This window comes from Virgisporangium aurantiacum (genome assembly GCF_016863635.1).
In the GTDB taxonomy this organism is placed as follows: Bacteria; Actinomycetota; Actinomycetes; order Mycobacteriales; family Micromonosporaceae; genus Virgisporangium; species Virgisporangium aurantiacum.
In genome coordinates, this window is record NZ_BOPG01000071.1 from 107,943 (window position 1) to 130,422 (window position 22,480).

Below are 22,480 nucleotides of genomic sequence, written 5' to 3' on the forward strand. Positions count from 1 at the left end.
CATGGACAACCCGTGCTACCCACTACGCCGAAGCCGGCCGGAACCGTTGCATGCCGCGGTGGTGTCGCCGTCAGCGGCTTTCCGGGTGGGCGGCGCCGCGCAGGAGCCTGTGGTCGGACAGGCCCGGTTCGACCGCGTCACCGCGGACGGTGTGGAAGTCGGCCGTCGTCACGAAGATGTTGTCGAACTTGCGGTCACCGGCGACGGTGCCTTCACCGGACCGGCATTCGGAGACCCCGGCGGCCAGGCAGTCCGCGGTGAAGTGGTCGCGGTCGTTCTCGTCGACCTCGGCGAAGGTGCCCGTGCCCGCGGTTCCGGCGCGGATCGGGCCGAGCACGGTGTCGGTGAACGGATCCGCGTTGACGTCGGCGCCGATCAGCACGGGGGACGCACCGGCCCAGCCGCCGATGTGCGCCATGACCTGTGCGGCGCCGTTGTCGGGCAGGATGTACTGGGCGAGGTGGGTGGTGCAGGCGAGCGTGACCCGGTTGTCGATCGTCCCGCGGGCACAGAGGACGGCGCGCAGCTCGGTGCCGGCGGGAACGGTCAGGTTGCCGACCAGTCGATCGACCGGACCGGTCGTCTTGACCAGTACGCCGAGGCCGAAGCGGCTGTCGGCGTTCCACTTCGTGCAGCCCGGGGTCGCCTGAACCGTCGACGACCACACCGCGCGGTATCCGGGCAGCGCGTCGCGCAGCGCGATCCACTGCCCGAGGCACAGCTCCTGGAGCATCACGGCGTCCGCGTCCCACGCGGTGATCTGCCGCTTCATCTCGGTGGTCCAGGCCGACAGGCTCAACGGGCTCTGGCAGGTGCTCGCACCGCACACGTTGTACGAGATCGTGCGCACGGGTCCGGCCGTACCCGGTGACACGACGTCCGCGTGGGCGGCGGGTGCGAGCACCGCCGTGCCGATGGCGACCAGCAACACCAGTACCGCCGGGAACCGGCCAAGATCTCTCATCGATCGAGTATCACCTATGCCTCTCGCGGGCGCCGGTGTGTTCGACCGTCAAACCGATGGTGAAGACCTCGTCCCGTATCGATCGAACGTCGACCGCGCCGTGCCACTTGATGCCCTCGTCATCGGTGAACTCCCAGCCGCCCGTGTCGGTCGAGTTCCGTGCCACCCACTCACCGGCGCCCAGTTGGGCACCGACCAGCCTCACCAGCTCCACCGCCGAGGACGCGCCCCGCACCTCCCACCTGACCTCCCACTCACGTGCCGAGCCTTCGGTGCTGAGCACCGTGGCGGACACGCCCGGCGGAGTGTCCAGGAGCAGATTCCTGCGAAAGACGGTCCGGATGTGCCGGTCGGCGAGGTTGGCTCGGGCATAGGTGGAGTCGGGTTGCCAGTCGTACTCCATGTTGAGCGCCACCATCTGCGCGCGTCCCCTCCCGAACAGCTTCGAGACCAGGTGCAGTGAGCCGTCTATTCCGGAAGAGATGCCAGCGGTGGTGATGAACTTGCCGTTGTCCGCATAGCGCTGGTCGCGGACGACCGTGACCGTCGGCGCAATGGCCGACAGACCGTCCTGCAGGTCATAGAACGTCGTCGCGGTGAGACCGTCCAACAGACCGGTCTTCGCCAGAATGTACGCTCCGTTGCAGACCGACATCACGTACTCGGCGCGCTCCGATCTCTTCTGGATCCATCGGATCACACTCGGGTTCTCCTGCGTGGGCCCGACCTCGCCGCCCGGGATGAGCAGCACGTCGGCTGCCGGCGCATTGTCCATCGCGTAGTGCGGCATGACCCTCATGCCCATCGCGGTCGTGATCATCTCCGGCTCCACCGCGACGGTGAAGACCTCCATTCCCGCCTGGCCGAGGACCTCGTACGGGCCGGTGTAGTCGATGATCTGGACGCCATCGAAGAGCAGAATCGCGACCTTCCTGCGATCAGGCATCGGTCCTCTCCTTCAGATCTGTGTTGCCCGGAACGGCTCGTAGCCGCGATAGCCCGCCAACGCCAGCGCGCGGCGGAATTCCTCGCTGGTGACGACGCGCCTGTTGTGCCCTTCGAGGAGCGCCGTGAAGTCGTCGATGCCAAGCGATTTCAGCTTCTCGGCGAACTCGATGCCGATCGGCATCGCCGGATTCACGCCACCTCCGGTCGCCGGCGAGATGAAGACGTCGGCCTGCCAGACGATCCCGTGGATGGGCAGGTGCACGATGGTGAGCTCCGCCGAATGGGCGTTCGGGCCGACGTCGTGGAGCACCATGGTCTGGGTGCCGTCGGAGATCGTGTGTTTGTCGCGGAACTCCTCGATCGCGGGGCCGCTGTCCGGGGCGAGGTACGGGTCCGGCGAGATGGTCCGGCGCACCTGTGCCAGCCGGCGATAGAACTCGACGTGGCCGGGCGTGGTGAGCAGGGTTGCGCCGGCGTGGAAGTACGCTCGCGCGCCGCCGCCATGGTCGCCATGGGTGTGGCTCGGCACCACGTAGCGCACCGGCTTGTCCGGGAAGGCGTCGCGGAGCGCCGCGATGGTCGAGTCGGCGATGCGGAAACTGTCCGGGCAATCGACCACCGCGAGGAAATCACGGAACTCGACGATCATCACGCCGTCCACCTGGGTGTCCAGGTAGACGCCGTCGGCGACCTTCTGCAGGCGTGCGGCCGCCTCCGTCTTCTGCGGCTGCGAATAGCCGGGCGGTATCTCGAACTGGTCGTCCGCGAGCGCGGTGTCCGTGCGATAGTCCAGGTCGAGTTCGCGGGCGATCTCGTGGTTGAACCAGTCCGTTCGGCGGGTAGGGAAGTACACGCCGCGGATCGCGTGCCAGTCGGAGTACTCGACCCGGTCGGTCACGTCGCCGTAGACGCCGTCATCGTGGATCCACTCGAATCCGCTGAACGCACCGCTGTCCGCGTCCACCAGCAGGGTGATGGTGGCCCTGTCGCGCTGGGTCCAGGCCAACGCGTGCATGGGCCTGCCGTCGCGCACGGTGTTGCCCAGCGAACGCAGGTTGATGCCGCTGTCCCACGCGTCCAGCAGCATCAGCGGCGGAATCCAGCGCGGGATCAGGGCCCACGGGCCATCGGCGTCGCGCCCGGAGAAGGTGGCGATGATCTCGCTGCCGTGATGGTTGCGGGCGGGTTCCCAGTGCGCGCCATGGTCGCCGTTCAGCGCCCAGGCGCCGCCGAACCGGCCGATACCGGGGTACGACGTGTAGTTCTCGGCGAACATCCGCTCGCCCGCACGGTCGACGATGACGGTGCCGCTGGCGGGTTCCCGGTCCCAGGGCGGGAACGCCCGTCGGCTCTGGTTGATCATGTTGCGATGGCCGGTGTAGCTCAGCGAGACGTTGCGCAGACGGCGGATGTCGGCTGAACCGCCGGCGACCTCGATCGCGCGTGCCAGCGCCGTGCGCGCCTGCCGGTAGGAGTGCAGGGTGAATTCGGCCGCGGCGGCCACGACGCCCGGTGGCCGGGCCGGCGCGCGTAGGATGCCTTTCATGACGGCCAAGCCTGAGGCCGTCGGAGGTCCTGGTCTTGAACAAACGCAAGGTGGACTGCGACTGCCGCCGCCGGCGAGATCTCGCGGTCGGCGAGTTCTACGGCGATGTGGTGCGCAGACAGGCCTCCCCGCAGTTCGTGCTCTCCGAACTCCACCATGCCCGCGGGCGCGAACTGCCGACGCACACGCACCAGACGGCCTACTTCAGCCTGCTGATCGAGGGGCACTATGCGGAGACCTTCGATGGCCGACGCCACGAGTACGACCCGTTGACCGTCTGGTGGCACCGTCCGGGCGTGGTTCACGATGATGTGGTCGGGCACAGTGGCGGCCGCTTCTTCAACGTCGAACTGACCCGGGAAGGGACGGACGTGCTGGCCGAAGCCGGGCCGGCACGCCGCGACTTCCACGAACACGGGACGCGTGTCGTCTGGCTCGCCTGTCGGCTGTTGCGCGAACTTCGACACTGGCAGCCGTGCTCCGCACTGGTCGCCGAGGATCTGGCTCTGGAACTGGCCGGGTGCGCACTGCGGAATCCCGGATGGCCGACGTCGCCGCAACCGGCGTGGCTCGGTCGGGTGATGCAGAAGCTGCATGACGAACCGGCCAGACGTCACTACACCTCGGTTCTCGCACACGAGGCCGGCGTGCATCCGGTCTATCTGGCATCGGTGTTCCGGCGCATCCATCAGCGGACCATCGGCGAGTACCTGCGCGCGTTGCGCGTCCGCCAGGCCGCGAACCTGCTGCGCCGCGCCGACCTACCGCTCGCGCAGGTCGCGGTGGCACTCGGTTTCGCCGACCAGGCCCACTTCACCCGCATCTTCGGCGATATCGTCGGCATGACGCCGAGCGCGTTCCGTCAGCTGTTACGCCCGCGCGGGTCGGGTTGATCCCCGACAACGCACCGGGTCATTGGAGTATCGCTGTTGGCGATGATTCCGATCGCAATCAATCGCTTTTCATGACGCGCGACGTGCGGCACAGTCAGTTCGGCTGCCGCTTGGTAGCTACTCACCAAGGAGCAGTACATGGCAGAGTCAGAGCCGACTCCCCAGCAATTGTCCAGCCCTCGCGGCACACCCCTGACGGCTCTCAGCTGGGCGGACGTACGCACGCGGGTGGCCGGGGCCGACGACTTCCTACTCGCGACCACCGACCCGGACGGGCGGCCGCACGTGGTGCCGGTGCTGGGCGTATGGCTCGAAGAGTCGGTCTGTTTCGCCACCTTCCAGCAGTCCCGCAAGACCCGCAACCTCGTGCGCAACAACGGCTGCGCGGTCACGGTGCCCGGTCATGACGTCGACCTGGTTCTCGAAGGCGCCGCCCATCTCGTTCGGAACGCAGCCAGGCTGCAAAGGATCGCCGACCTGTTTCCGGCCAAGTATCCGTGGTGGCACCCGTTCGTCAGAGACGGCGAGTTCTACGATCCGGCCGACACCGCCCTCAGCGATCCTCGACATGTCTACGCGGTTGAGCCGGCGCAGGTGTTCGCATTCGGCAAGGAGGACGGATTCAGCGCCACCCGCTGGCGCTTCTAGATGCTCCGACCGCGCCTGGGCCGGTCACCGCAGCAGGTCGACGTCGCCGACCGCGGCCCGGTACCGGCCCGGCGCCTGGCCCACCGTGCGTTTGAACGCCCGCGCGAACGCGAACTCGGAGTCGTAGCCGACCCGATGGGCGATCTCCCGCAGCGGATGGCGTTCCTCGCGCAACAACCGGGAGGCGACGGACATGCGCCAGGAGGTCAGGTACGTCATGGGCGCCTGGCCGGTCAGCTTGACGAACCGGCGGGTGAATGCGGTCCGGTGTGCCCCGACCGCGCGGGCGAGCGAATCGACACCCCACGGGCGGCCGGGTTCGCGGTGCATGAGGGCGAGCGCGCTGCCGACCACCGGGTCGTACAGCGCGCCCACCCAGCCGTCGGCGGCCGTGCTCCGCTCGGCCAGCCAGGCCCGCAGGACGTAGACGAACAGCAGCTCGACCAGCGGTGTGATCACCGCGCCGGCGCCGGGGTCGGCGCGGTCGACCTCGTCGGACAGCAGGTCCACCGCCGCGGCCAGCCCCGTGCCGCGGGCCTGCGCCGCGGTGATGTGGACCACCGGCGGAAGGGTCGCCGTGAGCGGGTGCAGGAGCCCGTCCAGCAGATAGCCGCCGCACAGCAGGCTGGTCTCCGGGCCCGAACCGTCGAGGATCAATTCCCGCACGGGGACCTCTCCCAACGGGCCACCGAGGATCTCGGTCAACAGCCGCACCGGCGAACCCGGCGTGTCGACCATGGCGAACGCCGACCCTGACGGGAGGAGCACGACGTCTCCGCCGGTGAGGTGGATCGGTTCGCCGCCCTCCGGCATCAGCCAGCACGCACCGGAGGTCACCACCTGGAAACTGGCCACGCGCATGGCCGGTACGCCGAACCCCCACGGAGCGCGGAACAGGTTGCGGCTGTACACCGCGGTGTTGCGCCGGGTGGTGCCGACGACGTCGGCCACGATGTCGGCCACCGGATCGCCAACCATGCTCACCATCTTCGTCGTCGCCGGCCCGTCAGCGCCGGAACAGGTGATGGTGCTTTTCGAGGAACTGGCGTACCGACGTGGCCGGGCGCCCCGTCACCGATTCTATGGTGTCGTAGACACGCTCCGGGTCGGTGAGCGAGCCGTTGCCGACGCGCTCCATGTAGTCGCGGACGCCGCGCATGTACACCGGGTCGAAACCGCCCGCGACCATCTGGTCGTAGAACACCTGTGGCTTCGCCGGTTCGTAGCGCCAGGACCGTTCCGTGATCCGGCCGAGCGCGTCGGCGATCTCGGTGACCGACGCCGACCCGGCGGCCACGTGGTACGCACATCCGTTGTGCGCCGCGGGATCGCGCAGCGCCGCGGCGGCCACCGCGGCGACGTCTCCGGTGTCCACCCAGTTCGCCCGACCGTCGCCGATGAAGTAGGTGAGGACTTCGGGTGCCGTCACGCTCATCGGCAGCATCTGCAGGAAGGCCGCGGGCCACACGTGGGTGTATCCGAGCCCGGAGCGTTCGATGTAGGCCTCGACGAGTTCGTGCCAGGCGGCGTATTCGACGGTGTTCGGGTCGGAGTGGCTCGAACCGAGGTGGACGATGTGCGAGACCCCCGCCGCCTTCGCCGCGTCGACGGCCACCTTCGACTGCACGAGCATCTTCACGGTGTAGGTGGTGAGCAGGAATACGCGGTCGATCCCCGCGAAGCCGGGTTCGATGGCGCCGAGACCGCCCGTCGCCGCGTCGTCGAGGTCGAACCGACGCACCTCGATGCCCCGCTCCCGCAGCGCCGCAGCCGCGCCGGGCCGGCGACAGGCGGCGACCAGACGCAGCCGCCCGGCTTCGTGATCGGGGACGAGTTCGTCGACGAGTGCGGAGCCGATGTTTCCGCTGGCTCCGATGACCAGAACGGCCGGCGCGTCGGTCGTCGTCGTGGTGTTCACCGGCGCCACGCTCCCGCCGCACTTACGGCGAACTCGCCGAAACTGACCGGCGGCCGGCCGGTCACCGTCAGGATGTCGTCGTTGAGGGCGCCGAACATCCCGGAGCTGAACGCATAGCTGTGAAGCTCGCTGTTGTGTTCGGCGGCCGCGGGCGAGGCGCCCGCGGCGAGCAACGCATCGCGGGTGGACGCGCGATCCGCCTCGACGTATCTGATCCGCCGTCCCGTGACCCATGATATGTGTCCGGCCACCTGCGTCAGCGTGAGCGGCTCCGGACCCAACGGCGCATAGGCCCTGCCGTCGTGTCCGTCCTCCGTCAGCGCGACGGCCACCACCGCGGCGATGTCCTCGGCCGACACGTAGCTCACCAGTCCGTCGCCGCCCGGGTGCACGATCTCGTCCCGTTCGCGGATCCCCTCGGCCAGCGACTCGAACCACCGCAGCCCGTCCGAGAAGTTCTGCATGAACGCTCCCGGCCGCACGATGGTGTACGGAACGCCGGACGACTCGACAGCCAACTCGATGCGGCGCAGCGGGTCCTCCGACGGCGCGTGGTCCAGGCCGTACACGGAAAGCAACACGATCCGTCCGACGCCGGCGTCGGACGCGCCGGCGAGAAGCGCACGGACGTGGTCGGCGTGCTCCGGTTGCGGAACAGCACCGGGGACCAGGTACATCGCGTCCACGCCCTTGCGCGCGGTCTCATATGTGCTTTCATCGGCCCAGTCGAAGCGGACCGGATCGATGCCCGTTCGGGCCTGGACCGGCGTCCGACCGGCGGCACGGATTGTCACTCCGCGGCGCACCAACAGCGGTATCAGACGCCGGCCGACCTTGCCGGTCGGACCGGTGACGAGAACGGTTGAACTCACGAAGGCCTCCGGGTGGCGAATACGACGACAGCACCACGGTAGGAACCCCCGGACGGCTCGAACCATGACAGTTCTGTGCCGCCGCATACCCGATCGGATCGCCTCCGCGAACCCGGAGGCCCTCGATGCCGGTGAACACGGTGCTGCACCGGACTTCAGGATCGGGGCGCTGGTCGAGACCGACTTCTTCGAGTACGGCAGCGACCCGATGTCGCACCGCGCGATCGTGTGGCGACGGTTCAACCTCTCCTGGATCCTCAACGGCCCCAACGCCCGGTTGTGCCTGGTCCCTGGCTCTACCGGGGAGTGTCGGCCCGCAGCTGCTGTAGGTGACCCATACGAGAGGCTTCTGGAAGGGCATCGGATCTGGTCGAAGCTGTCTTACTCGAGTTTCGGCTTTCTGTCGCTCGGACCCAGGTTCCTAGTTGATCTCTGGACTGGGCGCTCAGGCACGTCTCCCCGCATTGACGAGGTGCCTCAGTGCCCAGTCAGAAGATCAACTCTGATGACCCGGCCGGCGGTTTGTTGGACCACTGCACTGACCAGGCATCACGCGAGATCCAATCGGGGACACGGATGACCTGCGGCGCGGCAACACCGAAATTCCGAAACTCAAGTGTCTTACCGGGAGCCTTTCCCTATGTCGATCCCGATCGATCACACCTGTCGGTCTTCCGGGGGAAGCCTGAAAGTATTGGATCAACTGAAGCGAACGGCGTGGAAACCAAACATTCATTCTGTTCGCGTGCTTTCCTCATTCAGCAGAACTTCCTGAATATTCTCCGCGACTGCCGCCGTCTTGGCCCTCCTGGAATCTAAGAAAGCTCACGAGGATCCTGGTTTGCCTCGCTTTTATGTAAAGGCGGAACTCGATCTCTCACATGTCGTCGAACGCCAACCGTAAACGCCCTGCTTTCCCCACGCGCGTCCGAGACCCGACTCCTTCGCAATGTGGCCGAGAAGGTAGACCGCGACCCTGTTCGAAGATTTCCATTCGGCTTCTTCGTCAGTCAGTTGTGGTTCGGGGCGATTGACCACGCAGGAAGCGGCGGGCCGAGCTGCATCCCGGATGTGGAAAGGTCGCATGTGGCCTACTATGTGCGCCACGGCCATCGGCGGCGCCTGGGCGGCTCCACTTGCTCTTGTGCCCGCGAGCTAATGTAGGCACGCATCACGAATGCGCAAACCGCGACCGGGGCGGCCAGCACCGGGCGGCACCACCCAAATAGCACTCGGGGTTCGATTCCTCCACCTCCGCCAACCAAAAGCAGGGTGACAATGCGCAAGGTGAAAATGGGTCTGATTGTGTCCGCGACGGCTGTTCTCGCAGTGGTCGGGGCTCTATTTCTCCTGGACAAGCATGCTTTGAGCCGTGAGGGTGAGAGTGCCTGCAGCCTGCTGGGTTCGACTTATGGAGACGGCAGAGAAGATCCTTCGCGGCGTGTGGCTTTGGCAAATGAGCTCAATAGATACGCCTCTCGAGCCGGCGAAGATGATATCCGTGAGACTGGCTCGGACATGGTAATGTGGGCGCGATCCGGAGACGATGAAGATTGGACTTTTGGATATGGCGTAATGAGTGAGGTTTGTTCCCAAGCCGGCTGGGTGCCTGACTATGAGGCTCCTTGGTATCGTTTGAGCGATTGGTTCTAGGTAGAGATCATGGACATGACCTGGGATGGCAACAACGACGGTGTTACGGACGCATATGGGACAGACGCCAACAACGACGGATATGCAGAGATTCAAACCGCCGACTCAAACTACGACGGTGTTTACGACACCGCAGGTCAAGATGCCAATCAGAACGGTTATTTCGAGATCCTCGCGGTGGATTCAGATGGCGACGGAGATGTGGATTATTCGAGACTCGACATGAACGAGAATGGTATTGACGATCGTGTCGAGTATGCAACTCCAGCCACCGGTCCTACGATGTCCGGTCCGGTTTGGGCATCTTATTCTCCTTCATCGGCTCCTGGTCCTCTAGCGACCACCTACAATCCTGGTGAAGACGGTGGAACGTCAGGGATGTCCTTTGGCGCCGGAGCCGAGATTACCGCTGATGGAGATCACCGTATCGGCAGCGTGGCCATGACGCCGGACGGTGAGGTTTTCGACGGCACGAGATATGTGCCTCGGGAAGATTACCCATAGTTCTGCGCCACGATGCCGCAGCGCATCGACGCCGCCACCGGCAAGGGCAGCCCAGGCTCCGCATTGAGAAAGATCGGCGGACGCGTGCCGTTCCGGTCTTGGTGACGGGTCCGGCACACTCGGTGGAGTCGCCGGGCCGGGAGGTGTCGCATGACGTTCCTCGATGTCGCCGATACGGAGTTCGATTTCACCGCGGCAGAGGTGTTCGCCGCGCAAGACGCCGACTGGTACGCCGACAGCCCTGTGGGGGCCGTCGTGCTGCGGTACGCCGAGGCGCAGGAGCTGCTGCGCGCCCGGCGCCTCGACCACGGCGGCGACAGTTACCTGCACCGTAACGGGATCATGTCGGGCCCGATCCACGACTGGTGGGGTCCGATGATCGTCAACAGGGACGGTGCCGAGCACCGCCGGTTGCGTGGGCTCGTGGGCCGGGCGTTCACGCCGCGCACCGTCGAACGGTTGCGGCCGTTCATCCGGGCCACCGCGCAGAGGCTCGCCGACGACATCGCGGCAAAGGGGGACGTCGACTTCGTCGACGCGTTCGCCAACCGCCTGCCGTTGGCGGTGATGTGCGAACTGCTCGGCGTGCCCACGGCCGACTACGACACGTTCAGCGGGTGGACGAGCGACATCGGCCTGATCTTCGGGCTGGCCGCCGGTGGCGACATCCCCGCGCGGGTCGAGCGGGCCGTGGCCGGCCTCGACGGATATGTCGACGACCTGATCGACGAGAAGGCGGCGCACCCCACCGACGACCTGATCTCCGACATGGTCAAGGTCTGGCGCGCCGAGGCGACGGTGACCCGCGAGGAACTGCGCAACCTCCTCGTCACCCTGGTCTTCGGCGCCCACGACAACACCCGCCACCAGTTGTCCAACGCCGTGGTGACGTTCGCCGAGCACCCCGCGCAGTGGACAAAGCTGCGCGAGCGGCCCGACCTCGCGAGCCGGGCCGTCGACGAGACGATGCGCTGGCGCCCCTCCGCCAACACGGTGTTCCGCCGCGCCACCGAGGATTTCGGGTTCCGCGGCATGACCGTCACCGCCGGCACGTTCCTGACCATCGCCGTGCAGACCGCCCAGCGCGACCCGCGCGCCTATCCCGGTGGCGACTCGTTCGACATCACCGTCGACCGCCGGGTGCCGCTGCTCCAGTTCGGCGGCGGACCGCACTACTGCCTCGGCGCCGCCCTGGCCCATGTGGAACTGGAGGAGGCGCTACCGATCCTGGCGCGCATGTTCGGCCCGCCGGCCGTCACCGCGACGGTCACCTGGCGCCCGGCACTGGGCATCCACGGCCCCGACGAACTCCCGTTGCGGTTCACACCCGCCGGCCGCTGACGTAGCACCATCCGCTCGGCGACCAGCCGGCCTGCTCGTGACAGCAGCTCTGCGGGAACGCAGAATCGGCGGGTGGCCATCACGATGCGGGCGGTCCTGGAGACGCCCTTCACGACGCCGGACGCGGCGCCATGGCCCGTTGCCACGCTCGAGCCCGGCGCCTGGCTCACCCTCGACGGCACCTGCGGCGACCCAGAGGCCGGCCTGTTCGCCGCGACCGTCGCCGACTACAACAACATCCCGCCCGGCGAGCTTGCCACCGCGGAACACCTGATCGCGCCGGGCGGGCTGATCCTGACCGACACCACCACCGAGATCGTCCCGGGTTGCTGCTGCGGCCTGGAAACCTGGCGCGACTGGCACCCGGTCCCGTCCTGCCCGCACATCACCCGGTGCCACTGACGCCGAGTGAGGCGAGCACCCGCCGAACGTCCGTCCTGGCGGCGACCAGAGGATGAGACGCCAGTCTTTGGCACGTGACGGGCAATTTGTCCCTCGGCTGATCGGTCGGCGCGGCACCTGGCCGTTCGGTGGGATCTACCGCCGCAAATAGGGACGTCTGCCACGGCGCCGCCTGACCACCACGGGCACACGCCGCTACCGTCGCACCTGCCCGGTATATCGACGAAGGGTCATGGGGTGTCCGATCAGCTTGGCGCTCGACACCGCGCGAGTGACGACGAGGTCGTGTCCCGCGGGCGTTGGTCCGCCCGACGCGGCGTCGTCGCGGCCGTTGCCGTCGTTCTCGCCATCGTCGCGGGTGTCACCGCCTTCTCGCTCCTCGGCTCCGACCCCGAACCGTCGACCACCGGCGCCGCCGCTGGCGACGCGGCCCGGGACGAAGCCGAGCGCGCCGGTCGCAACCACATGCGCGACACCGGTTCGGTCAGCCCCAGCGAGGCGACTCCCTCATCCGCCGCTCCCACCCCGAGCCGGACCGTCAGCCGGTCACCCAAGCCCTCGACCTCGACCGGGGGTGGCGGCAGCGGCACGTGCGGCGTCTCGTTCTACTCCACGGGCTCCACGACGGCCAACGGCGAACGCTTCGACCCGGACGGCCTGACCGCCGCACACAAGACCCTGCCGTTCAACACCAGGATCCGGGTGACCAATCCGTCCAACGGCAAGTCGGTAGTGGTGCGGGTCAACGACCGTGGGCCGTTTGTCGGCGGCCGGTGCATCGACCTCGCACGTGGCGCGTTCGCGCAGATCGCGTCGTTGAATGCCGGCGTCATCACCGCCCGGTACGAGGTGCTGAAATGACGCAACCCAGCCGCCACGCCGCGGTTGGGTGTCACCGGTCCGCGCGGAGGTCGTTGAGGACGTCGGCGGCAAGGTCCACGGCGTCGGTCCGCTGGCGGCCGTCGGGAACGGCATTGTCCGTGGGGTGTCTGAAATCGATGACCGCCACCGCGTTGCGGGACTGGACATAGATCTTGACCGAGGGTGGGAGAACCACCGCGTTCGCGTGGTCACCGAGGCCGGGGACGAGGTCGTCGTCGACGCTGATTCCGGAGTAGTGCGCGTCGGCTGCCTTCTGCACCCGGTAGATGGTCACCTCCGCGTGCAACGACGGAATCTGCCCGTCCGGATCGCCCCACGTGCAGTCGATCTTGTTGATGGAGCCGCGGTCCTGGGTCAGCACGCCCGGGTAGCCCTCGCCGGTCAGCGCGACCCTCTTGGCGGCGTCACCGTCTAGCGTCGGACACGTCGCCTGGACGCCTCTCCAACTGCCGTCCGGCCACTCGTCTTCGCCAGTGCCGGACATGGTGCAGCCGGCCAGTGCCACCAGGGTAGCGGCGAGTACCGCCACGCTTCGTCCCATGGTCGTGCCCCCGATATCATCGAAGCGAGGTCAGGCGGGCCGGACCTTATCGAGGGCGGCCTGTGCGAACGTGATCCAGCGGTCCTGGTGGTGCACACCGACGACGATCCACTCGCGCATCGGCCGGCCGCCACTGGGATCGAACAGTTCCGACCCGGCAAGACTCAACGCCTGGCCACGGGTCGGCTCGTCGAGCTTGAAGACCGCGCCACCGTCGAACGAGCCCATGAAGGCCTTGCCGCCAGCCTTGGCGCACGGCATGCCGAACATGGCACCAGAAGTCACCTCTGGATGCAGGTCCTGCACGGCAGCAAGAAGCTGCTCCCATTGCGGCGTACTTACCTTGCGCGATGGCATGTCGATATTTCTACCGCGTGCGCCGCTGACCGGGAGACGCGAGGTCCGATTGCCGCCAGCATCCGGGCGCCGGGCGCACGCAGAGTGGGGGAATGAGTGACGCACGCACGCGGAGTCTCCTGCTGGTCGGGCCGTTCATGGCGCAGGCCGACGTCACCATCGCCAACGTCGCGACGCCGTCGATCCACGAGGATCTCGGCGCGTCGGGTGCGTTGCTGGAACTGGTCGTCGGCGGCTACCTGATCGCGTTCGCGGTGCTGCTGATCACCGGTGCGCGGCTGGGCCAGATCCACGGCTACGGCCGGATGTTCCTGCTCGGCGTGGGGCTGTTCACCGTCGCGTCGTTGCTGTGCGGTCTCGCGCCGACCCCGACGGCGCTCGTCGCCGCCCGGATCCTGCAGGGCTTCGGCGCCGCGCTCATGTTTCCGCAGACGCTCACCGGCATCCAGGTCACCCTCGACGGCCGTGAACGCGTGCGCGCGATCGGCCGGTACGCGATCGCGCTGTCCAGCGGCGCGGTGGCCGGGCAGCTGCTCGGTGGGCTGCTGGTCTCCGCCGACATCGCGGGCACGCAGTGGCGCGCCGTGTTTCTCGTCAACGTGCCGGTCGGCCTGCTGGTGATCGTCGCCGGGCTGCGGTATTTACCGGTGGACGCCCACCGCGTGGCCCGTCGCCTCGATCTGCCCGGTGTGGCCGTCCTGTCCGTCGCCCTCGGGCTGCTCGTCGTGCCGCTGGTGGTGGGCCGCGACGTCGGCTGGCCGGCGTGGACCTGGGTGTGCCTGGCGTTGGCCGGGCCGGCGTTCGCCGGTTTCGTCGTCGTTCAGCGGCGGATCGCGGCCCGGGGCGGCGAGCCGTTGGTGGCGGTGGGTGTGCTGGGTCGGCCGGCGGTCTCGGCGGCGCTCGTGACGCTGATGGTCGCCACCGGCACCTACTACGCGCTGCTGTTCACGGTCGCCCAGTATCTGCAGCACGGCCGGGGGTACAGCCCGGCCGTGTCGGGCCTGACGCTGGTGCCGTGGGTGGCCGCCTTCGGGCTCGCCGGCCAACTCGTGCGGCGCCTGCCCGTGGACGCCGTGCGGCGCGCGCCGGCGGCCGGTTGTGTGCTGCTCGGCGTCACCTATCTGGCGATCGCCGGGGTGACCGTCAGCGGCCACCGTTCGTTGCCGCCGCTGGTCGTGTTGTTCGCCGTCGGCGGGCTCGGCCTGGGTGTGCAGTTCAGCGCGCTCATCGCGCACCTGACCGCCGCGGTGCCGCCGCGGCACGCCGCCGAGATCAGCGGCGTCAGCGGGACCGTGATGCTGATCGGCGGCGCGGTCAGCATCGCGACGTTCGGCACCCTCTACCTCGCCCTGGCGTCGCACCCGACGACCGCGTTCGGGGTGACGACCGTGGGGCTGGCCGCCGCCGCGCTGACCGCCGGCGCGGCGGCGTACCGGGCCACCCGCACCTCCGGGGAGGTCATTGCTGCGCGCCGTCGCCCGGTTGCGGCTTGACGTCCAGCCGGCGGTTGACCGCGTTGCGGGCGCGGGTCAGGGCGTCCGTGCGCCCGAGCAACTGGCGATCGTGATTCGCCTGAAGCAGCATGGCATGGAGCTCGAAGACGAGCTGCTCGACGTCCGTGTCCGACGGAAGTTCCCGCAGGCGCACCGCGAGTTCGATGTCGCGTTGGAGCAGGGCCTCGGCTCGGGCGACGGCGTCTTCGACCGCGTCTCGGACGGGTCCGGACCGGCCATCAAGTTCGCTCGCGGCGGCAACGAAGAAGCATCCGCCCTCGAATATCTCCAGGTAGTCGATCCACGACGACATCAGCGTCCGAAGTCGCGCGAGCCCGGCGGGCTGCTGCTCGGCAGGCAGCGAAACCTCCTGCTTGAAGACCTCCGATGCGGCCGCAACGATCGCGAGCTGGAGCTCCTGCTTGGTGCCGAAGAGGGTCTGAATGCCACTTTTGCTGGTGCGCAGGGCCTCCGCCAAGCGTCCGAGCGTCAGGCTGTCGAGGCCTTCGGCCGATGCCATGTGCACCGCGCGATCGACGATCGCGCCGCGGCGTGCGTCGCCTGTCCGGGTCATGGATACGATCGTACCCAACTATACGGTCGTACGTATTGACACGTACGACCGTACCTCCTAGCGTTGGTCCATCCGACGTGAGGAGTTCCATGTCCACCCAATCGACGACCCAGGACCTTTCCGCGATCGCGAAGCGGTACTTCGCCGCGTGGGAGGCGCACGACGTCGACGCGATCGTTGCTCTCCATACACCCGACTCGCAGTTCCAGGCCCACGGTCGCGGCACCGCGGTCCATGGCCGGGAGGCCCTGCGGCGTGAGTTCGCGCATGTCTTCGAGCTCTACCCGGGATTCGGCTTCGACGAGCGACGCCTGCTGTTCGGTCCCGGCCATTGGGTCCTGGACTGGACGCTGACGTTCCAGCGACCCGACGAGGAGCGTCGTGGTGTTCACTGCCTCGACGTCGTCGAGGTGGCACCGGACGGCCTCGTCGCGCGGAAGGACACCTTCTTCGACTTCGCCGAGCTGAAGGCCGCGTTCGAGGGCAGGGCCAGGTGAGTGCCACCGACACGACCACGCCACTGTTCGATCGGGCGTTGCTCGACGCGTTGCCCGTCGAACATCTCTGCGATCTCAGCATCGACCTCGAGCCGGCCCAGATGATCTCGACCCCGCTCGGTACCCGCATGACCTTCGTGACCAAAGGCGGCCGGTTCAACGGGCCCGGCTTCCGGGGTCAGATGCTCGCCGGAGGCGGCGACTGGGTATGGCTCGGAACCGACGGAATCAGTCGCATGGACGTTCGCGCGACCCTGCGCACCCACGACGGTGTCCTCATCCACTACGAGTCGAACGGAGTACTCCGGTTCCCGCCCGACGGCCGACAGCGCCTGGCCGCCGGGGAGCGGCTGTCGGTCGACGAGAGCTATGTGCGACCTACACCGAGGTTCGAGACATCCGACGAGCGCTACTCATGGCTCTGCGGGCTCGTCGTGGTCGGCTACGGCGAATACGGTCAAGGCCGCATCGACCATCGGATGTATCGGATTCTGTAGCCACGCCGGACGCGGCCCCCGCTCGGCGGAGTCCAATTGTTGCTTGCCGCGACCGGTCGGGTCCCTGCACGTGATCGGGTGACCGCCATCCATTTGCGAACCGAACAGGTTCTCCCGGTGGTCGCCGACTCCCTACGATGGCCATGTGGTCGAGTACTACAGCGACGACTCGGTGCAGATCACGTCCGACATCCTCCGGGTGGACGGTCGCACCTACCCGCTGCGGGAGCTCGTCCGGGTGTGGCACGTTCGCGGTCGCCGGTCGTGGCGGAGGCTGGCCAATCGTGGCATGCTCGCCGCGGCGGTGATCGGCCCCCTGGTCGCGGCCGCGATCGGCGTCCTGATCGCCATCCTGTTGAGTACGTCCTTTGGCGTGACCGTCGCGATCGTCGGCGTCTGCTGCCTGCTCGGGTTTTGCGCCGTCCCGGTCGCCGACATTCTTCTCAACCGGTTGGACCGCTCCTACGACCGGGGCGCCCGCAAGCTGGAGATCTGGGCGACCTGGCACGGTCGGGCGGTGGTGTTGCTGACGACCGACGACGCGCACCGGTTCGGCCAGATCTACCGCGCGCTGCAACGGGCGATGGAATCCGGATGACCGACGCGCGGTCGTCGGTCGTCAGCAACCACCGGCATTCCGCAAGCCGTCTCGGTAGTGCAGTGCCGCACGCAGCTGCTCGTCGTCCAACCGGCGTGCCGCCCACGCAAGTTCGACGAGGTCCGCCGGCCACGGATACCGCATGTCCCACGGAAGTTCGGCCACGCGCAGGCCGAGCAGCGCCGCCAGCTCGCCGACCGGGATTGCGGTCACCCGCGCGAACGCGTTGACGCAATCGTCGTCCAGCGGTAATCGCCCCGCACAGGCCAGCGCGTACGTCTCGGTGTCCAAGTGGCGGCCGCCGCCGAGTTCTTGCAGCAGCACTCCGTTGATCCGTATGTTGCGGTTGCTCAGCAGTCGTCGCAAGATCAGGCCGGGCGTCACGCTTCTCCTGCCGTCGGACGGGAACGGCCGGGTGCGTGGCCTCGCACGCGACGGCAATCCGTCGACGAACCGACGCAGCCGAGCGCGCGCCTGGACGTCCATGGTGTGGGCGCCCCAGATCAACAGCGAACCGACCTCGTCAGACCCGTTCAGTTCGGCCGGCGCCAGGTCATCCGGCACACCGCGGGCGGCTATCAGGAACAGATCGGCGGCGTGCAGGCCCAGTGTCGGCGCAAGGCGACGCAGCAGCGGATCGTCCGGCACACCTCCGCCGAGGACCGCGTCGATCCGAGCGAGGAGAACTCCTGCGGCTTCAGCGAGGCCGGCCGCACGCAACCCCCGATGCTCCAGCAACCGGGCGAGGCGAGCGCCGAAGGGCGGCAGATCGGTCACCCGGACACGGTAGACCGACACCGACTGCGGTCGGCCCGGTCGTTCACGTCCACACCCGGGAGACCCCGGCGGATGCTCGGGCACCTGCCGGGGTCTCCCGTTCCGGGTTTCGGGTTCGGGCTTCGGTGTGCGGTCTTCTTGTCAGGGCCTTGGCGCCTGGGTTTGGTGTCAGCCGAGTTCGTAGGTCAGGCCGGTCCAGAACTGTGGCAGGGCGCTGAACCAGGCCACCGGCGATGCGGTGACGTTGCAGCCGGCCGTGCTGCGGCTGTGCAGCCCGAACGCGTACCGTGCCTTCGTGACCGGCACCACGCCCGGGGGCGAGGTGGTGTAGTACCAGTAGACGCCGCCGCCGCTGTCGCCGCTGCACGGGTCGTAACCCTCGTACCGGACCAGTCCCCGGTTGGTCGGATCGCTGGTGTTGGTCACCACGGCGCACGGGTTACCGAACGTGGTCGGCGCCTGGTAGCGCGCGGAGACGCACACCACGTCGCCGGCGGTGATGGCCGACATCGTGTCGGCCCAGCCGTCGACACCGACCCAGGACGTCGAGCTGAGGTAGATCCGACCGACCGTGTCGGCCGCGTACGTGGGGTCGGTGACCTGGATGGCGCCGGCGTCCACCGCGCCCGAGTCCAAGGCGTTGACGGTGCTCAGCGAACCGATCTGGGACCCGTTCGTCGACCAGGTGCTGGTGCCTGCGGGGTCGGCGCAGTGCCCGGCCGTCAACGCCCACCGCACCGTGCTGCGGGCCATGAACCCGAGCGAGCAGCCCGCGCCGTTGCGGGTGATCGATATCCCGGCCCGCAGGTCGGTGTCGCAGTTGGCACGGTCGGTGCAGACGTCCAACTCGGTCTGCGCCGTCGACGCGGGGACGATCTTCGCCCAGGACGGCACCGCACCGGGCGACAGGCCGGCCTTCTGCTGGTCGGTGAGCGCCACGGTCACCTTGTTGCCGGCCACGTCGACGCCGACCTGGCCCTTGGCCACCGCGCCGAGCTCACCGGTGCCGGCCCGCAGCGACTCGGCCAGCCCCCACAATTCGACGAACGACCGCGCCACCACGTGCGCCTGGACGGTGAGGCCGAGTTCCCGGCCGTACCGCTCCGCGGCCGCCGCGGCCGCCGCGGTGGTCAGCGTGGCGTGGGTGACCCCGGACGGCGCGTCGAAGTAGCTGCCACCGTACGTCGAGGGCTCGCGGACCAGCCGCTTGTGCAAGTCTTTCCGGAGCCCCTGCTGAGTGGCGGCGAGCCGAGCGGCGCTGACCGACATCTCCGGGTACACGCGGCGGTACGCCTGCACCGCGGTCGCGATCGGGTCCTGATCGGTGTCCATCGCGGGACCCGTCTCGGCCGCGGCGGCCGGTCCCCCAGGCGGTACGGCGGCCAGCGCCGCGACCAGGGCGAGCGCCCCGGCCGTGGCGAACAGCTTCTTCCTCATGGTGTTGCTCCCTTTGCTCCGATGCGCCGGTCGAGGGCCGGCGTCGGTTCCCAGGCTCGGGAGCAGGCCTTGGGGAAACCTTCGGTACTTCTGCCACGACGGGTCGTTTGGTGTCGTGTCCACGCGTCCGATTGGCGACACGCGTATCCGTGGCGCCCCGTGCCGGTCTTGTCACTGGCGGACGTGCGACCGAGAGGGGCATGGTGATCCGGTTCAGCCTGCTCGGCGACATCCAGGTCCGGGTCGACGGGGGCGCGATCGCGCTCGGGCATGTGCGGCAGCGCACCGTGCTGGCAGCCCTGCTGGTGGAGGCGAACCGGCCGGTGCCCACCGACGTGCTGCTCGAGCGGGTCTGGGGCGGCTGCCCGCCGCGGCGGCCCCGCGCGGCGCTCTACGGATACCTGTCCCGGATCCGGCATCCGCTGGCCGCCGCCGGGGTGCGGCTCGCCCGGCAGTCCGACGGATACGTGCTGCCGGTCGACCCCATGACCGTCGACCTGCACCGGTTCGAGCGGCTCGTCGACCGGGCCCACACCGGCACGGACCCCGCAGCCGCGCTCGGGCTGTTCGAGGAGGCGCTGGCACTCTGGGACGGCGATGTCCTCACCGCGATGGATACGCCGTGGGCGAACGCGGTGCGGGAGAGCCTGAACGCCCAACGGCATGCGGCGACGCTCGACCGCAACGACCTCGCGCTGCGCCTCGGGCACCACGTGCGGCTGCTGGCCGCGCTGCGGGCCGGGGTGCGCGAACACCCGCTCGACGAGCGGCTGGCCGGCCAGCTGATGCTGGCGCTCTACCGGTGCGGTCAGCCGGCCGGGGCACTCGAGTGCTTCGAGCGGCTGCGGCGCGACCTGACGGCCGAGCTCGGTGTCCGTCCCGGACCGGCGATCCGCGAGCTGCACCGGCGGATCCTCACCGGCGACCCGGCCCTGAGCCCGCCCCCGGCGGACGGCCCGACCACAGGAACGGCCACAGGAACGGGCACAGGACCCGTGACCGGACGGCGGTCGGGTGGGCCGCACCAGCTACCCGCCGCGCCAATGGGATTCACCGGCCGAGAGGCCCAACTGGCGGCGGTCGACGCGGTACTGGGCGGAACGGTATCCGACGGCAGGGCGGCGCCCACCAACGGCAGAGCAGGTAACGGCAGGGCGGCGCCTGCACTCAGCGCGGCGTCCAACGGCAGGAACGCGCCCACAAACGGCTCGGCACATACCGGTTGTGCGGCGGTCGCGAACGGCATGCGGATCTGTGTCATCAGCGGGGCCGGTGGCATGGGGAAGACCTGGCTCGCGCTGCGCTGGGCCGCCGCGCACCTCGACCGCTTTCCCGACGGGCAGATCCACGTCAACCTGCGCGGGTTCGATCCCGCCGGTGCGCCGACCCCGCCGGCCAATGCCGTGCGGGCGCTGCTCGACGCGTTGGACGTGCCCGCCTCGACCATCCCTGCCGACCCGCAGGCACAGGCCGCCCTGTATCGCAGCCTCATCGCCGGGCGGCGGATCCTGATCGTGCTCGACAACGCCCGCGACAGTGACCAGGTCGTGCCGCTGCTGCCCGGCACGGCCGGCTGCGCGGTGCTCGTTACCAGCCGGCACCGGCTCACCGGCCTGGTGATCGCTCACGGCGCCCGGTCGGTGACGCTCGACGCCCTCACCGGGTCCGAGTGCCGGGCACTGCTCGCCGCCCGGCTCGGTGACCGGCGCATGGCGGCCGAGCCGGGTGCGATCGACCGGCTGCTGCGGTACTGCGCCGGGTTGCCGCTGGCGCTCGGGATCGTGGCGGCGCGGGCCACCACCGAACCGGACGTGCCGCTGGCCGCGCTGGCGGACGAGTTGGCCACGGCCGCCGGCCGGCTCGACGCCCTCGACGTGGGTGAGACGGTCGGCGACCTCCGGGCGGTGCTGGCCTGCTCCACGCGGGCGCTGGCCGCGCCGGAGGCGCGCGTGTTCGGTCACCTCGGTGTCGCCGACGGCCCCGACGTGAGCCTCGAGGCCCTCGCCAGCCTCACCGCCCTGCCCGCCGCCGCTGCCCGTCGGGCCGCCCGCGGGCTCGCGAACGCGCACCTGGTCACCGAGCACGGCCCCGGCCGGTACCGGACGCACGACCTGGTGCGCCTGTACGCCGCCGAGCAGGTCGACCCGGCCGGCCGCCCCGCGGCGGTACGCCGGCTGCTCGACCACCACCTGCACACCGCGGCCGCCGCCGCGCGGGTGGTGGAGCCGTACCGCGATCCCGTCGCGCTCGCGCCGCCCGCCGCCGGGGTCGTCGTCGACCCGCCCACCGACCCGGAACGGGCGTGGGCCTGGTTCACGGCCGAGCGCCCGAACCTGCTCGCCGCCGTCACCCGGGCCGCCCGTTCGGGGGCCGGCGGCCACGCGTGGCGGCTCGCCTGGTGCCTGGCGTACTTCCTGGAGCAGCGCGGGTACTGGGCCGACCTGGTCGCGACCAACCAGGTGGCGCTCGCCGCGGCCGACGACCCGCTCGGGCGGGCCAACGCCCACCGCGGGATCGCCCGCGGCCACACGTGGCTGGGCCGCTTCGACGAGGCCCGCAGCCACCTGCGACAGGCGCTCGATCTCTTCGGCCGGCTGGGCGACGCCACCGGTCGCGGCCACGTGCACCGGTCCCTGGCGCGGGTGTCCGCCCGGCAGGGCCGGCCCGCCGACGCCGTCGCCCACGACCTGCTCGCCCTGGACCTGTTCCGAGCGGTCGGGCACGACTTCGGGCAGGCCAACGTGCTCAACTCGCTGGGCTGGCACCATGCGCACCTGGGCGACCTCGCGCAGGCCGTCGACTACTGCGAGCAGGCGCTGGCGATCCAGCGGGCCACCGACGACCGCTTCGGGCAGGCCCTCACCTGGGACAGCCTCGGCTACGCCCACCACCGGCTGGGCCGCCACGAGCAGGCGATCACCTGCTACGAAACGGCCCTCGCGCTGTTCCGCCGGACCGACAACCGCTACCTCGAGGCGACGGTGCTGGCCCGACTCGGCGACGTCCACGACCGGGCCGGCAACGTGGCGAAGGCCCGGGCGAAGTGGCGGACGAGCGCCGACATCCTGGCCGCGCTCGGCCACCCCGACGCGCGTCGGGTGGAAGCGAAACTGACGCAGGGGCATGAGCGATGAGCTC

Annotated in this window: 22 protein-coding genes; 11 read left to right on the plus strand and 11 right to left on the minus strand. The window is 69.1% G+C overall.

The features are described 5' to 3' along the window. Positions 1-70 precede the first annotated feature (70 nt). The 3 genes from Vau01_RS46755 to Vau01_RS46765 are packed head-to-tail and all read right to left on the minus strand — an operon-like array spanning position 71 to position 3,416. The gene (locus Vau01_RS46755) at positions 71-964 is read right to left on the minus strand and encodes an endonuclease/exonuclease/phosphatase family protein (RefSeq protein ID WP_204007068.1); all 894 of its coding nucleotides are present in this window, start codon (positions 962-964) and stop codon (positions 71-73) included. Between the two features lie 10 nt (positions 965-974). Then, on the minus strand, positions 975-1,910 hold the full coding sequence (locus Vau01_RS46760) for a DJ-1/PfpI family protein (protein ID WP_204007070.1): 936 nt from the start codon (positions 1,908-1,910) through the stop codon (positions 975-977). A gap of 12 nt (positions 1,911-1,922) precedes the next feature. Beyond that, entirely contained in the window at positions 1,923-3,416 is a 1,494-nt protein-coding gene (locus Vau01_RS46765; RefSeq protein WP_204007072.1) for an MBL fold metallo-hydrolase, read from the minus strand. A gap of 77 nt (positions 3,417-3,493) precedes the next feature. Between Vau01_RS46765 and Vau01_RS46770 the strand changes: the two genes are divergently transcribed. Next, positions 3,494-4,351, plus strand: coding sequence for a helix-turn-helix transcriptional regulator (locus tag Vau01_RS46770; RefSeq protein ID WP_204007074.1), 858 nt, complete (start codon positions 3,494-3,496; stop codon positions 4,349-4,351). Between the two features lie 228 nt (positions 4,352-4,579). Continuing rightward, positions 4,580-4,999: a pyridoxamine 5'-phosphate oxidase family protein gene (locus Vau01_RS46775; RefSeq protein WP_204007076.1), complete on the plus strand. Its 420-nt coding sequence runs from the start codon at positions 4,580-4,582 to the stop codon at positions 4,997-4,999. Positions 5,000-5,023: 24 nt separating this feature from the next. On the opposite strand, the gene Vau01_RS46780 is transcribed toward Vau01_RS46775, so the two are convergent. Genes Vau01_RS46780 through Vau01_RS46790 form a run of 3 tightly spaced genes read right to left on the minus strand, consistent with a single transcriptional unit; the run spans position 5,024 to position 7,789 of the window. Beyond that, on the minus strand, positions 5,024-5,977 hold the full coding sequence (locus Vau01_RS46780) for an AraC family transcriptional regulator (protein ID WP_204007078.1): 954 nt from the start codon (positions 5,975-5,977) through the stop codon (positions 5,024-5,026). Positions 5,978-6,005: 28 nt separating this feature from the next. Further along, entirely contained in the window at positions 6,006-6,917 is a 912-nt protein-coding gene (locus Vau01_RS46785) for an NmrA family NAD(P)-binding protein (protein ID WP_204007080.1), read from the minus strand. Further along, positions 6,914-7,789, minus strand: coding sequence for an NmrA family NAD(P)-binding protein (locus tag Vau01_RS46790; protein ID WP_204007081.1), 876 nt, complete (start codon positions 7,787-7,789; stop codon positions 6,914-6,916). The genes Vau01_RS46785 and Vau01_RS46790 overlap by 4 nt, the downstream gene beginning before the upstream one ends. A 1,662-nt stretch (positions 7,790-9,451) precedes the next feature. Between Vau01_RS46790 and Vau01_RS46795 the strand changes: the two genes are divergently transcribed. The 4 genes from Vau01_RS46795 (at position 9,452) to Vau01_RS64845 (ending at position 12,550) form a co-directional block, all read left to right on the plus strand. Then, positions 9,452-9,946 carry a hypothetical protein gene (locus Vau01_RS46795; protein WP_204007082.1) on the plus strand — a complete coding sequence of 165 codons (495 nt, stop codon included), beginning with the start codon at positions 9,452-9,454 and terminating at the stop codon, positions 9,944-9,946. 150 nt (positions 9,947-10,096) lie between these two features. Further along, positions 10,097-11,287, plus strand: coding sequence for a cytochrome P450 (locus tag Vau01_RS46800; protein ID WP_204007083.1), 1,191 nt, complete (start codon positions 10,097-10,099; stop codon positions 11,285-11,287). 72 nt (positions 11,288-11,359) lie between these two features. Next, the gene (locus Vau01_RS46805; RefSeq protein ID WP_204007084.1) at positions 11,360-11,689 is read left to right on the plus strand and encodes a hypothetical protein; all 330 of its coding nucleotides are present in this window, start codon (positions 11,360-11,362) and stop codon (positions 11,687-11,689) included. A 237-nt stretch (positions 11,690-11,926) separates the two neighbouring features. After that, complete coding sequence (locus Vau01_RS64845) at positions 11,927-12,550, plus strand: septal ring lytic transglycosylase RlpA family protein (protein ID WP_275424027.1); 624 nt, start codon at positions 11,927-11,929, stop codon at positions 12,548-12,550. A 31-nt stretch (positions 12,551-12,581) separates the two neighbouring features. On the opposite strand, the gene Vau01_RS46815 is transcribed toward Vau01_RS64845, so the two are convergent. Together Vau01_RS46815 and Vau01_RS46820 are read right to left on the minus strand one after the other, a co-directional pair. Beyond that, entirely contained in the window at positions 12,582-13,112 is a 531-nt protein-coding gene (locus Vau01_RS46815; RefSeq protein WP_204007085.1) for a hypothetical protein, read from the minus strand. A 30-nt stretch (positions 13,113-13,142) separates the two neighbouring features. Further along, complete coding sequence (locus tag Vau01_RS46820) at positions 13,143-13,469, minus strand: hypothetical protein (RefSeq protein ID WP_204007086.1); 327 nt, start codon at positions 13,467-13,469, stop codon at positions 13,143-13,145. Positions 13,470-13,561: 92 nt separating this feature from the next. Between Vau01_RS46820 and Vau01_RS46825 the strand changes: the two genes are divergently transcribed. After that, positions 13,562-14,962, plus strand: a complete 1,401-nt coding sequence (locus Vau01_RS46825) for an MFS transporter (RefSeq protein ID WP_204007088.1) — start codon at positions 13,562-13,564, stop codon at positions 14,960-14,962. Here the strand turns inward: Vau01_RS46825 and Vau01_RS46830 are convergent. Beyond that, the gene (locus tag Vau01_RS46830; RefSeq protein WP_204007090.1) at positions 14,928-15,536 is read right to left on the minus strand and encodes a TetR/AcrR family transcriptional regulator; all 609 of its coding nucleotides are present in this window, start codon (positions 15,534-15,536) and stop codon (positions 14,928-14,930) included. The two genes, Vau01_RS46825 and Vau01_RS46830, sit on opposite strands and share 35 nt — an antisense overlap. An 89-nt stretch (positions 15,537-15,625) precedes the next feature. On the opposite strand from Vau01_RS46830, the gene Vau01_RS46835 reads away from it, so the two are divergent. The 3 genes from Vau01_RS46835 to Vau01_RS46845 all read left to right on the plus strand — a co-directional run bounded on the left by Vau01_RS46835 (position 15,626) and on the right by Vau01_RS46845 (position 17,128). Then, positions 15,626-16,033 (plus strand): nuclear transport factor 2 family protein, encoded by a 408-nt coding sequence (locus Vau01_RS46835; RefSeq protein WP_204007092.1) that lies wholly within the window; start codon positions 15,626-15,628, stop codon positions 16,031-16,033. Between the two features lie 38 nt (positions 16,034-16,071). After that, positions 16,072-16,530, plus strand: coding sequence for a DUF3237 domain-containing protein (locus Vau01_RS46840; RefSeq protein ID WP_204007094.1), 459 nt, complete (start codon positions 16,072-16,074; stop codon positions 16,528-16,530). A 145-nt stretch (positions 16,531-16,675) separates the two neighbouring features. Continuing rightward, a complete protein-coding gene (locus tag Vau01_RS46845) occupies positions 16,676-17,128 on the plus strand; it encodes a DUF6232 family protein (protein WP_204007096.1) in 453 nt (150 codons plus the stop codon). A gap of 21 nt (positions 17,129-17,149) precedes the next feature. On the opposite strand, the gene Vau01_RS46850 is transcribed toward Vau01_RS46845, so the two are convergent. After that, on the minus strand, positions 17,150-17,905 hold the full coding sequence (locus Vau01_RS46850; protein WP_204007098.1) for a hypothetical protein: 756 nt from the start codon (positions 17,903-17,905) through the stop codon (positions 17,150-17,152). 168 nt (positions 17,906-18,073) lie between these two features. Then, positions 18,074-19,342: a chymotrypsin family serine protease gene (locus Vau01_RS46855; RefSeq protein ID WP_204007100.1), complete on the minus strand. Its 1,269-nt coding sequence runs from the start codon at positions 19,340-19,342 to the stop codon at positions 18,074-18,076. A 200-nt stretch (positions 19,343-19,542) separates the two neighbouring features. Between Vau01_RS46855 and Vau01_RS46860 the strand changes: the two genes are divergently transcribed. Then, positions 19,543-22,476 carry an AfsR/SARP family transcriptional regulator gene (locus tag Vau01_RS46860; RefSeq protein ID WP_204007102.1) on the plus strand — a complete coding sequence of 978 codons (2,934 nt, stop codon included), beginning with the start codon at positions 19,543-19,545 and terminating at the stop codon, positions 22,474-22,476. Positions 22,477-22,480: the final 4 nt, after the last annotated feature.

Bases quoted from the DNA above. Each gene is read 5' to 3' on its own strand.
- Vau01_RS46780 (WP_204007078.1), bottom strand. From the start codon at position 5,977: ATGGTTGGCGATCCGGTGGCCGACATCGTGGCCGACGTCGTCGGCACC.
- Vau01_RS46835 (WP_204007092.1), top strand. From the start codon at position 15,626: ATGTCCACCCAATCGACGACCCAGGACCTTTCCGCGATCGCGAAGCGG.
- Vau01_RS46815 (WP_204007085.1), bottom strand. From the start codon at position 13,112: ATGGGACGAAGCGTGGCGGTACTCGCCGCTACCCTGGTGGCACTGGCC.
- Vau01_RS46795 (WP_204007082.1), top strand. From the start codon at position 9,452: ATGGACATGACCTGGGATGGCAACAACGACGGTGTTACGGACGCATAT.
- Vau01_RS46755 (WP_204007068.1), bottom strand. From the start codon at position 964: ATGAGAGATCTTGGCCGGTTCCCGGCGGTACTGGTGTTGCTGGTCGCC.
- Vau01_RS46855 (WP_204007100.1), bottom strand. From the start codon at position 19,342: ATGAGGAAGAAGCTGTTCGCCACGGCCGGGGCGCTCGCCCTGGTCGCG.
- Vau01_RS46860 (WP_204007102.1), top strand. From the start codon at position 19,543: ATGGTGATCCGGTTCAGCCTGCTCGGCGACATCCAGGTCCGGGTCGAC.
- Vau01_RS46830 (WP_204007090.1), bottom strand. From the start codon at position 15,536: ATGACCCGGACAGGCGACGCACGCCGCGGCGCGATCGTCGATCGCGCG.
- Vau01_RS46800 (WP_204007083.1), top strand. From the start codon at position 10,097: ATGACGTTCCTCGATGTCGCCGATACGGAGTTCGATTTCACCGCGGCA.
- Vau01_RS46820 (WP_204007086.1), bottom strand. From the start codon at position 13,469: ATGCCATCGCGCAAGGTAAGTACGCCGCAATGGGAGCAGCTTCTTGCT.
- Vau01_RS46760 (WP_204007070.1), bottom strand. From the start codon at position 1,910: ATGCCTGATCGCAGGAAGGTCGCGATTCTGCTCTTCGATGGCGTCCAG.
- Vau01_RS46825 (WP_204007088.1), top strand. From the start codon at position 13,562: ATGAGTGACGCACGCACGCGGAGTCTCCTGCTGGTCGGGCCGTTCATG.